The sequence below is a fragment of the Enterobacter sp. Y17 genome, assembly GCF_019730495.1.
Classification (GTDB): Bacteria; Pseudomonadota; Gammaproteobacteria; order Enterobacterales; family Enterobacteriaceae; genus Enterobacter; species Enterobacter asburiae_B.
Window position 1 is genome coordinate 2,511,819 of the sequence record NZ_JAASKP010000001.1, and the last position, 13,314, is coordinate 2,525,132.

The 13,314-nt window shown below is 55.9% G+C and carries 16 protein-coding genes; 3 read left to right on the forward strand and 13 right to left on the reverse strand.

The features are described 5' to 3' along the window. Positions 1–54: 54 nt before the first annotated feature. The 4 genes from HCH49_RS11865 to HCH49_RS11880 all read right to left on the reverse strand — a co-directional run bounded on the left by HCH49_RS11865 (position 55) and on the right by HCH49_RS11880 (position 2,332). A complete protein-coding gene (locus HCH49_RS11865) occupies positions 55–732 on the reverse strand; it encodes an AroM family protein (protein WP_008503271.1) in 678 nt (225 codons plus the stop codon). Positions 733–969: 237 nt separating this feature from the next. Then, the gene (gene yaiA / locus HCH49_RS11870) at positions 970–1,161 is read right to left on the reverse strand and encodes a protein YaiA (protein WP_032638425.1); all 192 of its coding nucleotides are present in this window, start codon (positions 1,159–1,161) and stop codon (positions 970–972) included. Positions 1,162–1,205: 44 nt separating this feature from the next. Next, the gene (gene aroL, locus HCH49_RS11875; protein WP_039263897.1) at positions 1,206–1,730 is read right to left on the reverse strand and encodes a shikimate kinase AroL; all 525 of its coding nucleotides are present in this window, start codon (positions 1,728–1,730) and stop codon (positions 1,206–1,208) included. A 143-nt stretch (positions 1,731–1,873) separates the two neighbouring features. Next, a complete protein-coding gene (locus tag HCH49_RS11880) occupies positions 1,874–2,332 on the reverse strand; it encodes a YaiI/YqxD family protein (RefSeq protein WP_033144747.1) in 459 nt (152 codons plus the stop codon). Between the two features lie 97 nt (positions 2,333–2,429). Between HCH49_RS11880 and proC the strand changes: the two genes are divergently transcribed. Beyond that, positions 2,430–3,239, forward strand: a complete 810-nt coding sequence (gene proC, locus HCH49_RS11885) for a pyrroline-5-carboxylate reductase (protein WP_023310536.1) — start codon at positions 2,430–2,432, stop codon at positions 3,237–3,239. A gap of 14 nt (positions 3,240–3,253) precedes the next feature. Here the strand turns inward: proC and adrA are convergent, their stop codons facing one another. The 6 genes from adrA to HCH49_RS11915 all read right to left on the reverse strand — a co-directional run bounded on the left by adrA (position 3,254) and on the right by HCH49_RS11915 (position 8,923). Next, positions 3,254–4,357 (reverse strand): diguanylate cyclase AdrA, encoded by a 1,104-nt coding sequence (adrA, locus tag HCH49_RS11890; RefSeq protein WP_047061223.1) that lies wholly within the window; start codon positions 4,355–4,357, stop codon positions 3,254–3,256. A gap of 102 nt (positions 4,358–4,459) precedes the next feature. Continuing rightward, on the reverse strand, positions 4,460–4,780 hold the full coding sequence (gene psiF, locus HCH49_RS11895; RefSeq protein ID WP_023334671.1) for a phosphate starvation-inducible protein PsiF: 321 nt from the start codon (positions 4,778–4,780) through the stop codon (positions 4,460–4,462). An 89-nt stretch (positions 4,781–4,869) separates the two neighbouring features. Then, a complete protein-coding gene (phoA, locus tag HCH49_RS11900) occupies positions 4,870–6,285 on the reverse strand; it encodes an alkaline phosphatase (RefSeq protein ID WP_221702725.1) in 1,416 nt (471 codons plus the stop codon). A 100-nt stretch (positions 6,286–6,385) separates the two neighbouring features. Continuing rightward, positions 6,386–6,646 carry an anti-adapter protein IraP gene (gene iraP, locus HCH49_RS11905; protein WP_024906786.1) on the reverse strand — a complete coding sequence of 87 codons (261 nt, stop codon included), beginning with the start codon at positions 6,644–6,646 and terminating at the stop codon, positions 6,386–6,388. 210 nt (positions 6,647–6,856) lie between these two features. After that, positions 6,857–8,071 carry a multidrug efflux MFS transporter gene (locus HCH49_RS11910; RefSeq protein WP_029739748.1) on the reverse strand — a complete coding sequence of 405 codons (1,215 nt, stop codon included), beginning with the start codon at positions 8,069–8,071 and terminating at the stop codon, positions 6,857–6,859. Positions 8,072–8,239: 168 nt separating this feature from the next. Further along, positions 8,240–8,923 (reverse strand): extensin family protein, encoded by a 684-nt coding sequence (locus tag HCH49_RS11915; RefSeq protein WP_221702726.1) that lies wholly within the window; start codon positions 8,921–8,923, stop codon positions 8,240–8,242. A 103-nt stretch (positions 8,924–9,026) separates the two neighbouring features. Between HCH49_RS11915 and ddlA the strand changes: the two genes are divergently transcribed. After that, positions 9,027–10,127, forward strand: coding sequence for a D-alanine--D-alanine ligase (gene ddlA / locus HCH49_RS11920; RefSeq protein ID WP_033144742.1), 1,101 nt, complete (start codon positions 9,027–9,029; stop codon positions 10,125–10,127). Here the strand turns inward: ddlA and HCH49_RS11925 are convergent. Continuing rightward, a complete protein-coding gene (locus HCH49_RS11925) occupies positions 10,124–10,351 on the reverse strand; it encodes a DUF2754 domain-containing protein (protein WP_094934777.1) in 228 nt (75 codons plus the stop codon). The two genes, ddlA and HCH49_RS11925, sit on opposite strands and share 4 nt — an antisense overlap. 249 nt (positions 10,352–10,600) lie before the next feature. On the opposite strand from HCH49_RS11925, the gene HCH49_RS11930 reads away from it, so the two are divergent. Next, positions 10,601–10,900 (forward strand): DUF2755 family protein, encoded by a 300-nt coding sequence (locus HCH49_RS11930; RefSeq protein WP_008503287.1) that lies wholly within the window; start codon positions 10,601–10,603, stop codon positions 10,898–10,900. Here the strand turns inward: HCH49_RS11930 and HCH49_RS11935 are convergent. Both HCH49_RS11935 and sbmA read right to left on the reverse strand, forming a co-directional pair. Continuing rightward, positions 10,897–11,994 (reverse strand): DUF1615 domain-containing protein, encoded by a 1,098-nt coding sequence (locus HCH49_RS11935; RefSeq protein WP_126796918.1) that lies wholly within the window; start codon positions 11,992–11,994, stop codon positions 10,897–10,899. The genes HCH49_RS11930 and HCH49_RS11935 overlap by 4 nt on opposite strands. 14 nt (positions 11,995–12,008) lie before the next feature. Continuing rightward, the gene (gene sbmA, locus HCH49_RS11940) at positions 12,009–13,229 is read right to left on the reverse strand and encodes a peptide antibiotic transporter SbmA (protein WP_033144739.1); all 1,221 of its coding nucleotides are present in this window, start codon (positions 13,227–13,229) and stop codon (positions 12,009–12,011) included. Positions 13,230–13,314: the final 85 nt, after the last annotated feature.

Below are 13,314 nucleotides of genomic sequence, written 5' to 3' on the forward strand. Positions count from 1 at the left end.
TTTAGATAAAAATTCACTATAGGGGCCATGCTCATCACCTGTCACGCAAAATCATTACATGAGAAGTTCCGAGGCCAGGCGAGCCATCAGAACGTTGGATAACAGCACGGGAACATCCAGCGCTTTTTGCAGCAGATCACGATGGTGCTGATGGAAACCGAGGCAGTCCAGAATCAAGACATCTGCTCCTCTCTCAAGCAGTTCCTTCCCGGCAGCAATAAGTTTTGCCTCACTGTCCCAGAACGGATTTGCCAGCGCATACAAGGGCACTTTTTCCAGCACGTGCCATTTTGCTTCCTGGTTATCCATGAGCTCCTCAATGGGCACAATCACCCCCACCTGATGACCATCCACGATGGAGGCCACCAGCGGTGGAATGATCCGCATCGGCTCAAGCAAAATCGCATTACGCGCCGTAAGCCCCTTAATGGGCGCGGTGCTCATCAGCAAAATAACGTCATAACCTTGATTATCGAGCACTTCTATTACGCCCTGCAGCGAGCGCTCGATTTTCTGACGCGAAACGTGCGCCAGTTTACCGTCGCTTAATAACGTCGCCAGGGGATCCTCCCCCGCCTCGACAGCGTAGTCTTCCATGACCTCTTCCCGACTCATCTTCCCCAGCAGGCTAAGATGCGTTATCTGTTGTTCAGATACATGCTCGGTTAAGAGCGGTAACACTTCGCTTACAGGGACCACACCAATGGTGAGGATCGCCAACGTTGCCTTCATCTTGATCGCCTTCCATTACTCCAACATCGTGCATACAGGTACAGGCTCACTACGCTGCACAGTTCATTTTTTCAACAAAACAGCACCAAGCGTAGCAGGTGATCCCGACATCGAAATGTAAAGATCGCCTGCCGATACCGGAGTTACTTGTAATAACTAAATATTAACTCCTGCTTAACTTTCCCGATGAGTAAAAAGTGTGATTCAGGCACGATACTGGAACGTTTAGGAAAAGGGTCAGGTTTTATCGGGATCTTCATAGCGCCGTTTCGCATCCAGCGCTTCCTGTTCAGTCTCGTGTTCACTGATCAGCGAGTCCGGCTTGGGGTGATCGGCACGCAGTTGATACCAGGTCACGGTATGACCCGTCTGGCCTTTTTCAACGGTAACAATGCGTGCTTCACGCGGATAGGGAGGTCTGGTTGGCATAGCTCATCCTTTTTTTATGTCTGAGCTATAAGTATAGACGCCGGTTAGCTGGCACAAGCCAGACGCAGGGCGGTAATAATCTGAATCACAACGTCTTCGGGAGAGGCTGACGCATCCACCACGTGGTGAGCCGCTTCGCGGTATAGCGCATCGCGTTCGGCCAGCACTTCGCTCACCTCTTCGCTGAGCGGCCTGGTAGTCAGCGCAGGGCGTTGCCCCTCTTCCGGAAAGGCTTCCAGACGTCCTACCAGAGCCGACACCGGCGCGCTGAGATAAATCACAATCCCCTTTTCGCGCATAAAGTGGCGATTACACTCCGCCAGAACAATGCCACCGCCAGTGGCGATCACGGCAGACGGGGTGGTGACCGCTTTCAGCGCGGCGGTTTCGCGCGCGCGAAAGCTCTCCCATCCCTCTTGCTCAACAATCTCGGCGATGGTTTTTCCGGCCTCGGTTTGCAGCCAGTGGTCGGTATCAACAAACTGGCGATGACACACGCGTGCCAGCTCCAGGCCAACGGTGGTTTTCCCACAGCCGCGGGGGCCAACTAAAAAGATGGGTTGGGTCATGCCAGGTGTTCCCCTTGATGCCGAATGGCTGAAGAGTGTAAAGAAATAATTGCAGAAGATGTTGCGATTACTTTACTGCAAAGCGGTACGGGATGACAACCCTGTGGAGGCCACACTGTACCACAAATTGACAATAATTATCATTACGCTGTGCGGCGCTTCACTTCCAGCAGCCATTTATCCAGCTCGGCAGCGAACTGCTGGCGATCGCGCTGGGACAGGCTGTCCGGTCCACCGGTCTGCACGCCGCTGGCCCGCATCGTATCCATAAAATCGCGCATGGTGAGCTTTTCCCGAATGGTCGAAGGCGAGTAACGCTCCCCGCGCGGATTGAGCGCCGCCGCCCCTTTCTCCAGCACTTCGGCAGCCAGCGGAATATCCGCCGTGATCACCAGATCCTCCACGCTGCACAGGCGAACAATTTCGTTATCCGCCACGTCGAACCCGGCCGGCACGCGCAAGGAGCGGATGAACCGCGAAGGCGGTACGCGGATATTCTGGTTCGCCACCAGCGTCAGCGGCATCTGAACGCGCTCGGCGGCGCGAAATAAAATCTCTTTAATCACGTTCGGACACGCGTCCGCATCAACCCAAATCGCCATATTGTCTCCCCATAATGAGTCTGCCGACTATTGTCGCCTGCATTTCGTTGTTAAGCTATCAATCAGAGAAAACAACGCATAATGACGGAGAATCGTGATGGACAAGAAAATCGGGTTTATCGGCTGCGGTAACATGGGCAAAGCCATCCTGGGCGGTCTGATCGCCAGCGGGCAGGTGCTGCCGGGTCAGATTTGGGTCTATACCCCGTCACCGGACAAAGTCGCCGAGTTGCGCGATCAATATGGGATCAACGCCGCCGAAAGCGCGCAGGAAGTCGCCCAGGTCGCCGATATCGTCTTTGGCGCCGTCAAGCCGAACATCATGATCAAAGTGCTGAGCGATATCACCTCCAGCCTGAATAAAGAGACGCTGGTCGTGTCGATTGCCGCAGGCGTCACGCTCGATCAGCTGGCGCGCGCGCTGGGTCACGATCGTAAAATCGTCCGCGCCATGCCCAATACCCCCTCGCTGGTCAATGCCGGAATGACCTCCGTCACGCCTAACGCGCTGGTGACCACAGAAGAAGTGGCCGACGTGCTGAATATTTTCCGCTGCTTCGGTGAGGCAGAAGTGATTGCCGAATCGATGATCCATCCGGTGGTCGGCGTGAGTGGCTCAGCCCCTGCCTATGTGTTCATGTTTTTAGAAGCGATGGCCGACGCCGCCGTGCTTGGCGGAATGCCGCGCGCGCAGGCGTATAAGTTCGCCGCGCAGGCCGTCATGGGCTCCGCCAAAATGGTGCTGGAAACCGGCAAACACCCGGGTGAACTGAAAGATATGGTCTGCTCCCCGGGCGGTACCACCATCGAAGCGGTGCGGGTGCTGGAAGAGCGCGGATTCCGCTCGGCCGTCATTGAAGCGATGGCAAAATGCATGGAAAAATCAGAGAAGCTGAGTAAATCCTGATTTCTGACCGGGCGTCAGGCAGCCACTTCGGTGCGGCCGCGCCCGGCATTTTTCGCCCTGTACAGCGCCACGTCCGCCGCCTTCAGCCATTCCCGATAATGTCCAAACTGCGGCCCCCAGGGGGCAACGCCTACGCTGATGCGCAGCGCTTCTTTTGGCGCGCACGGTAACGTCAGTTTTTCCAGCCGCTCATGCAGTCGCGACATCACGGCGATGGCGCTTTCCGCCGCGGTCTGCGACATGATCACCGCAAACTCATCCCCGCCAAACCGACCGATCGCATCGCCTGACCGTACCGACCGCTGGAGCTGACGCGTAATGGCAATGATCGCCTCGTCGCCCACGTCGTGCCCCCAGGTGTCGTTGATGTTTTTAAAGTGGTCGATATCAATCAGCAATATCGTGGCGGTGCTGTGGTCGCGCCGACAATGCTCAAATTCATTTCGCAGCAGCATTTCCCAGTGCCGACGGTTAAAGACCCCGGTCATCCCGTCGCGGGTGCTCATCATTTCCAGCCGCTGCTTATGTTCCGCAAGCCTGACGGCGGTTCGGTGGCTGAGCCAGGCAAACAGCATGGGATACAGCACGAGCACGGGTAACGTTAAGCCCCACTCCACGAGGTCGGGGTTGAAGACGGCCACTTTCCCGACGAGTGGCAGGGTCACCAGCGCGGAGAGCAGCGTCAACGCGATCCCCGGGATAAACAGACGACAGCCGCCGGAACCCATCATATTCATCCCCACCATCATCACCAGCGCTGCGGTGGGTAACGCATTCATCCCCATCACGCCTATCCAGAGCCCGGCGATAATGGCATCGATTTTAAGATTGAAAATTTCCTGCTGATGAGGTGAAGCGGCACGGCAGGACAGCTGCCAGGCAAAATGGGGCCAGACGAACGACCATCCCACCAGTAAAAGCCACCAGCCACCGGGTAAAAAATGGGTGACCAGCATCCCCGCAACGGGGAAAAACATCGCCGCCAGCCCGACGGCGCGCGCCAGCCGAACTCGCCGGGCAAACTGAATGCCGGCGCGGTGAGGGTCATCCTGAGAAAGGGTTAGATTCCACTCTTCCCGAATGCGCTTTTTGTTGTAATACGTTTCATCATTCATCATTTTTGGGAATATTCTGAAACATTTTCCCAAATTATAGAGAGGGGGTCTGCGGGGAAAGTATGAAATTTCGGGTGAGCCGCCGGAACCGCTCACCCGTTTGAACTACACTTTTTTCTTCAGGCACGCGCTCATGAACTTGCTGCGGTCGTCCCCCTTCAGGGACTGCTCGGTCGCTTTCGCATTACACTCGCGCATTTTTTGCTGCTGCGGCGTCAGGCTTTTTTCAGCTGGCTTCGCGGCGCCATTTTTAAGGCAGTCGCTCATGTAGGTCTTGCGGGCATCTCCCTTCAGACTCTGCGACGTCGCCTGTTGATTACAGGTGGTCATACGCTGTTGTTGCGGCGTTAGCGTCTTCTCTTCCGCGTTCGCCGATGCGACCAGGAACAGGCCGGAGAGCAGAGTAACCAGTAATGTTGTTTTCATTGCACCATCCTTTTGTGAACATTCCCTGTAAGTCTGGTTCGTGACAGGAAAAAAACCAGCCGACAGATGTGATTTCCGCCGGGATTTTATCATTTAAGACCCAGCGCCGCCTTCATGGTGTAGAACAGATCCGTTTGATCGGTCAGGCCTACCACATTTGCCGCGTGCGGACCGTAGGCTGCAATGCGCAGCTGGGTGCCGGTGTGCTCCATGGACTCTTCCTCAGAGTTGCCGTAGCTCAACACCATAACGGCGCCATCCTTGGTATTCAGCGCCTGCGTCAGGCCCGGGGCTTTGGTATCTGCCGGGATGATCTGGCTGGCGTGCGCATGGTCCGCGGTGACGATCACCAGGGTGTTACCGTCTTTTTTCGCGAACTCAAGCGCCTTCTGCACCGCTTCGTCCAGATCGACGGTTTCGCCAATCTGACCGCACGGATTCGCCGCATGATCCTGCTTATCGATCGACGCGCCCTCAACCTGCAGGAAGAACCCTTTTTCGCTCTTGCTCAGCAGAGAGATGGCTTTATCAGTCATCGCTGCCAGCGTCGGTACGCTGTCCGTGCGTTTCGGGTTAGGCGTACAGGTTACGGCAGGTTTATCGATATTGCCGTGATAAGAGGCTTTTGGACCTTCCCAGCGCACGGGCATGTTGCCGTCAGAGAATAGCCCCAGCAGCGGCTTGTCCTGGTTCGCCTCGGTGATGGCTGCCAGCGAATTTGCATCACTCACCAGCTGATAGCCGCGGGCCTGCGCCTGCTCGCGCAGCGTTTTGCCCTGCCACTCGCCCGCCGTTGCGGTTTCTGCGAAGGTTTTCGCGCCGCCGCCGAGGGTCACGTCAGGACGCGCGTTCAGCAGCTGTTCCGTAATCGAGCCTTTGCCGCCTTTTTCCAGCGCGTTCGTCGGGCATTTTTCGCTGGTCACTGACGGACCGTAGCATTTACGCGAGGTCACGTGCGCCACCAGCGCCGCAGGCGTTGCATCCTGAAGTTCAGCGGTGGAGACGTTGCCGGTCGCCAGGCCCGCCGCTTTTGCCATCTCAAGAAGGGTTTGATGATCTTTTTCGTGAATATCCACACCCAGCGCGCCATTATAGGTTTTCACGCCGGTGGACCACGCCGTAGCAGAGGCCGCGGAGTCCGTGACATAATCCGGTTTACCGGTTTTTTTATCCAGCGCGTAATGGGTATATTGTCCGGTCAGCGGTAATGCGTCGATGCCTTTAAAAAAGCCGCCCGCACCCTCGGCATAATTTCGCGCCGCCGTGATTTCGGAATCCCCCATTCCATCGCCAATAAGCAGAATAATATTTTTCGCCGCCTTATCATTCAGCGAAGCGCGAATAGCGGCAGTTTGATCTTCTGATAAACGGCGTGCGCCGCCAGGCTGGGTGATATCCCCTTTTGCCGCGCGATTATCCAGCACGCTGGTTTGGGCAGTATCGGCATAAACGGCAGGGGTAATTAACAGGGGAAGTAATGCGATGAAAAGTGCGCTCTGTTTCAATTTATTTTCTCCATGTACAAATACATAAAAAATAAAAACAGAGCGACTATAGGCATCCTGCATGACAATTCTATGACACGTCGTTACGTCCTGTGACGGTTTAGCTGCGCGGATGCCTTAACAGCTTCTTTACGTACTGGTGGAGCATCTCGGCATCCTCAACCGGAACCTGCGATTCAGGCCTGACGCTGTCCAGCGCGCCTTCCACGCTCTCAATCAACGCCTGTTGATCGGTTTTCGCCATTTGTCGCAGCAGCGCGGTGACCACAATTTCCAGCGCTTCGACCTGAGCAACCAGCTCTTTTGACTCCTCTTCCTTTTGTGCCAGCTTGACCAGCAATTCAGCAATGAGATTTTTCATCGTGCCAGTTCCTTTTTCAGTTTTGTCTGAAGTTAGCATTCTGAATCCATAATGCAAAGAGAAGAAATTTATTATGGTATGCAAAAGTGATGCAGGAATGGAAATAAAGGACCGCCGCGGTGAGCGAAACGTTTTTCTATAAAAAAGCGCCGCATTTTGTTATATAAAAATGCGGCTACCATAAGAATATATAATACATCAACGAAACGATTATCTCGACGATTTCGCTTCCGCCATTTGTCTGCGGCGACGCAGCGCAATAGCCAGCTGGATAATATTGATTAAAACGACAATCGCCGTGGCGGCGAATACCCAACGAAAACCGGCCATCGCGGAAACGGATGCGCCTATAAGCGGACCGGCAACATTCCCCAGATACATAAATGACTGGTTATATCCAAAAATACGCCCCGTCACCTGGTCGCTGGAATATTTAACCAGCAGGGTCTGTACCGCAGGCAACATTGCACCATCAGCAAACCCGAGCAGGAATCGCAATACGCCAAGCTGAAGCGGAGAGGTGACAAACGACATCGCGAAGAAGAGCACGACCGCAAAGATCAGCGTCGCCATCAGGATGCGCGCCGTGCCGATCCTGTCACCCAGTTTTCCCAGACGCGGCGCGGAAATCAGGGCGGATACGCCCGGCACGGCGGCAATCATGCCGCTCAGAAAAGCGATATTTGTACTTTCCGGCTCCATCGACTTGATAAACAGCGCCAGAATCGGACCGACCGAACCGTTACAAAGCTGGATAACCATAGTGGTCACAAACAGGCTGATCATCAGTCCAGGATAGGGCAGCGAGGCGAAGACGGCCTTGCCGCTCAGGCGTTCAGATTTACTGATAACCGGGCGGCCTCCCTCTTTGATAAGAAAGAGCGTGACCAGAAAACTGACCACCAACAGGATCGCGGTGATGATAAATACCGCCCGCAGCCCGACGTGATCCGCCAGAAAACCGCCCAGCAGCGGACCGCCGATGACGCCGCTTATTTGGGCCGTGGAGAGCGTACTCAGCGCCCAGCCGCTACGCTCGCGCGGCACCTGAGAGGCGACCAGCGCCATGGCGTTTGGAATGTACCCGGACGTCAGCCCCATCACCGCACGCAGGAAAAACAGCTGCCAGACGTTGGTGGCGAAGGCCTGGAGCAGAATGGCAATCGCCATCCCGAGCGAGGCGCGCAGCAGCATCAGTTTTCGGCCTTTACGATCCGCCAGGCTGCCCCACATCGGTGACACAATGGCGGAGACCAGAAACGTGACGCTGAACGTCAGGCCGGACCACATGGAGAGCGCTTCATGCGAGGTCACCCCCAGCTGCGAGACGTACAGCGGCAGGAACGGCAGGATCTGGCTAATGGCCAGCCCGGTAAAGAAGCAGCCGAACCAGACCGAGATGAGATTAACTTTCCAGGATTCCATAAAGAAATAGTCTTCATTTTTAGGCGAATTCGCCGACAGATTAGCAAGTTACGCGTTTTGACGTCGCACCAGAGATGCGGCCTGACTGACTTTGGTGTTTTATCTTCCCAGTCATCATATTTGTGAAATAAGTCACAATTCATCCATTTTCTGGCGGAATATTATGCTTCACCGACAGAGTCCGAAACCGCGCATTCCCAGATGAAAATGGTTGGCATGCGCCGCGTTATACTCCGGCCCGAGGCCGTTTCCGTAGTAGCCGCAGCTTGCCGCCAGCATGGCCTTCAGCCATGGCTGCGTTGTTGCCGCCTTCCAGCCGTTCAGCACCGTGACGCGCTCCCCGTTCGCCAGCCGAAAGGCGGCGATATCCAGCGCCTCCGCCGTGGCATGCTCACTGCGTCGCGCATCAGGGCGGTGGTAAATGTTGCGGCAGGCAAAGCTGCCGAGATGATCGATACGCGCCAGGTCGCTGCCCGTATAGCGTTTTGTCAATGGCCGGGCCTGCTGGCTGATAAACAGCGCAGAGCTGAGCGCCAGCGGACAGCTGGCAAGAAAACTGCTGTTCAGGCCGACCGAGCCGAAGTCACGCACGCGCACGACGTTGTTAAGCGGGCACGCGCCGCCGCTGTCGGCCACCGGCTGGGTGCGGATAAGATCCCTTTGGTTGGCCTGCGAAAGCAGGCTTGCGCACGCCTCGGGACTTAAGCGCCGAAGCTTATACTGGGTGATTCGGCCCGGCGGGTCGTCAAGCGTCAGCGGCATGAAAGGGTTGTAGTAAGGCGGCAACCAGCGGTAACCCACCGTTGCAACGGCCACAATGATGAATACGGTCAGCAGCGTTTTTCCTTTCACTCTCCCCCCTCAACATTCCCCAAAACATTATGGCAGAAGGCCGCGAAACCCGCCGGGCATCGTGGTATGTTATTGGCTTTTCGTCAGACTGGAAGAGAGTGAGATGGCTAAGCAGCGCGTAGGTATTGTCTTTGGGGGAAAATCAGCGGAGCACGAAGTGTCATTGCAATCGGCCAAAAATATCGTTGATGCGATCGATAAAAGCCGTTTCGACGTGGTGCTGCTGGGCATTGATAAACAGGGGCAGTGGCACGTTAACGATGCCAGCCAGTATCTGCTGAATGCTCACGATCCGGCGCATATCGCCCTTAATCCTTCGGAAGTGAGCGTCGCCACCGTACCCGGCGTCGCGAAGGGGCAGCTCATCGACGCCGGCAACGCACAGGCTCTCGCCCAGATCGACGTTGTCTTCCCTATCGTTCACGGCACCCTGGGCGAAGATGGTTCCCTGCAGGGAATGCTGCGCATGGCCAACCTGCCGTTCGTCGGCTCGGACGTCCTCGGCTCTGCCGCGTGCATGGACAAAGACGTCACCAAACGCCTGCTGCGCGATGCCGGGCTGAATATTGCGCCATTTGTGACCCTCACCCGCGCCAACCGCGACAAGCACAGCTTCGCGCAAATTAGCGGAGAGCTGGGTCTGCCGCTGTTTGTGAAGCCGGCAAACCAGGGCTCCTCCGTGGGCGTCAGCAAAGTCACCAGCGAAGCAGAGTTCACGCAGGCCGTCCGTCTGGCGTTTGAGTTCGACCATAAAGTGGTGGTTGAGCAGGGCATCAAAGGCCGTGAAATTGAGTGCGCCGTGCTGGGCAACGATTTTCCACAGGCGAGCACCTGCGGCGAAGTGGTCTTAAACAGCGACTTCTACTCGTACGACACCAAATACATTGATGACAAAGGCGCGCAGGTTGTCGTTCCTGCGGATATCGATCCGGCGATTAACGATAAGATCCGGGCGATCGCCATTCGCGCTTATCAGACGCTCGGCTGCTGCGGCATGGCGCGCGTGGATGTGTTCCTGACGCCGGAAAACGAAGTGGTGATCAATGAAATCAACACGCTGCCGGGGTTCACAAACATCAGCATGTATCCGAAACTGTGGCAGGCCAGCGGCCTGAGCTACCCGGAACTGATCACCCGCCTGATCGAACTGGCGCTGGAGCGTCACGCCGCCGACAGCGCGCTTAAAAGTTCCGTAAACGGTTAATCGGCGCGCTTCGCATCATCCGCTGTCGTCTCTTCAGGACGACGGCGGATAATCAACCCCGCCAGCCAGAAACTTATCACCCAGGTCACCAGCCCGACGGCATAGGTTTGCCATCCTTTTGCTTCAAACCCCAACAGGCCCACGACACCATTAAGAATAAAGATCAGCCCGATAGCAAAGGCGTAGTAGTGCCAGTCACGGCGTAGTTTGGACGTGAGCTTCATAACAACTCCGGCAGGAAAAAAAGACATCCTCTCACAGTTTTACGGCCAGGTCTGTGGCAGATACGGAAATTCTGAAACGCGACGCAATTTCACTTAAGTGATGAAATTGTGATGTGCTGCAGAAATCGACAATCCAGGAGGATTCCGGCGCGTAAATTACCACGATTCTGATATTGACAAATGCGATGACCTGTCAAACTCACCCCGTAAGACGCGTATTAAAACAGAGTGATACCACGGGAGGTCAACATGGCTGACTTTACATTGTCGAAACCGATTTTTGGCGGCAAACCAAAAACCTCCACGGCGGGTAATATCGCTTATGCCCTGTTTGTCCTGTTCTGCTTCTGGGCCGGCTCACAGCTGCTCAATATGCTGGTCCATGCGCCGGGCGTTTATGAACACCTGATGCAGGTGCAGGATAACGGACGCCCGCGAGTTGAGATTGGCTTTGGCGTCAGCACCCTGTTCGGCCTGATCCCCTTCCTCGCGGGATGTATGATTCTGGGCGTTGTGGCGTTAGTTTTGCGCTTTCGCCGTCGCCGTTAAAGCCCCATACAGCGCGCCCGACGATCGTCCACGCGTTTTGCGAACCATGCGGTGGTCAGGTTACGCGTGATCTTCGGGCTTTCCAGCTGGATCCCCGGCAGGATAGCCCTCGGTAACGCTTTCCCACTCTTCTTCTCTGCAAGCGCAAACACCTTGTTGTACAGATCCGTTTTCTCAAATGCCAGGCTATCGCCTTTCTCAAGCTGATGACGAATGTCGCTATTGCTCAAGCCAAGCGTGGTGGATAATTTCCGTACTGCCAGCTCGGTGCTTCCCGCCTCGCTGCTGCCGTAAGCGATGAGATCGCCGTCCAGTGCGAGCTTGACGCCGCTTGCGCGGCTGACCGCACTCTGGAATGCCGCGTTACGGCTGGCGTACCAGCCCGCGTTAAAGTCGGCAAAGCGGTACAGCGGCTCATTGTAGTTCGCCGGATAGTTCAGCAGATGATACGTGCCGAACCATAGCCCACCGCGCAGGGAGAAGACCTCCTGGCGTACCGTACCGTCGATTTTCCACGGGTAGCCGTCGGTATGCTTCTCCGCGAACGCAATGCTCACCTGCATCGGGCCACCGGTATGTACCGGGTTCAGTGAGCCAAACAGCTTCTGCCCCATCGGGACCATACTGATGAAATCATCAAAGATGGCGCTGAGCTGTTTTTCGGTTTTCACCGCGTCCAGCCGTTCGCTGTAGCTTTTGCCGTTCGGCGAGGTGATTTTAAGCGCGGTATGCACGAGGAAAACCGGGATATGCATGGACTCCGCGCGGCGGTCGATCTCTTTCCAGGCAATTTTGTTCAGGCCCGGCACCACCGGGTCTGACTGATACATCGACTCCTGCTGCGCCACCGCCAGCACCGAGCAGATATTCTCCTCGGTCGGCGCGATCTTTTGGCTTTCAAAGGTTTTTGCCAGCGCATCTGCCCACGCGTTGCGATCCTTCACGCTGGCGGGCATTTTCTGCCGCACAACGCTCGCCACATCGACGGGCTTCTCCCCCTTTTTGAGCGGAGCGGCCCCTTTTTCGGCACAGCCTGCCAGCACAAGAGCGGCCAGCAAGGACAACGGTAACGCGCGCGGTACGGCAAAAGACATAGCAACTTCCTGTATTAGCTAAATGTGTTGGTGACTTCCTGCAGGTCACGATCGTCCAGCTCACGTTCAAAACTGCGCAGACGTTTGTAGATGGACATCAGTTCTACCAGGGTGGTCCAGGAGCTGATCAGGTACTGGAACGACCCGCGAACCTGACCGAACACGTTGGTGATCTGCGTCATCAGACCGAGCGTAATCGTACCCGCAACAATCGACGGGAACAGCAGGAACAAACCGAAAACGTTATCCACCTGCAGATATAAAATACGGGCAATGTTGAAATACATATAGTGGAAGTAGAGTCGGAAGTAGTTACGACGCACGGCGCCAAACAGCTCGCGGACGGTTGGCGGCGAGGCGCGGTTGGCGTCATCTTCGCCGTAAACCAGTTCTTTACGGTAAGCGGCTTCCACGCGTTGATTTTTAAACTCCAGGCCCGGCAGTTTGATCCCCACCACCGCCAGCAGGCCCGTGCCCATCAGCGACCAGACGATCGCGGCAATCACCAGACCATAAGGAATATGGCCGACAATCGGCAGATCCGGCACGTGCGCCGAGAGCGTCACCAGCACCGGCAGGAAGGCGATCAGCGTCATGATGGCGTTGATAAAGCTGACGCCCATGTCTTCAAGGGTGGAGGCAAAACGCATGGTGTCTTCCTGCACACGCTGTGCGGCACCTTCGATATGGCGCAGGTGCTGCCAGTGCGCCATATAATGTTCGTTCATCGCGGTACGCCAGCGGAAAACGTAGTGGCTGACGAAGAAGTTGTTCATCACGCCGATAATCACCGCAATAAGGGCGATACCGAGGAAGACGCCGACTTCATGATAGAACTGGTTGATGGTCACCTTATGCGGCGAGCTCAGCGCGGTCTGGATCAGATCGTAGAACGGCGCATACCAGGCGTTAACCGCCACGCCCACCTCCACGAGGAACCAGGTTACAAAGATAATTAGCGATGTGCCGAGGATAGACCAGTACTGCCAGCGGTGCGGAGAATACATAAACCAGAACAGGGCAAACAGCCCTACGCACACCGTGTAGTAGGCGTAAAACAGTAGATAGCTGAGCGACCAGAAGCGCGCCGCGCTAATCGGCACCTCGCCCGTTGCTCCCGTGATGCGCGTCAGCCATGCGCCGCCGCCCGCCTGCCAGAAAATGACAGCGATGAGTGCCCAAATAAATGCCGACAGGAAAAAAGGCCCCGGCTTTGGGAAAAAAGACTTAAACATAATGCTTCCTTCTTGTTGTTATGGCTGTTGCTGTGCACAACACGTTACCACACGAAAAACCTGCCCAGGCCAGCCTCCCGACTCA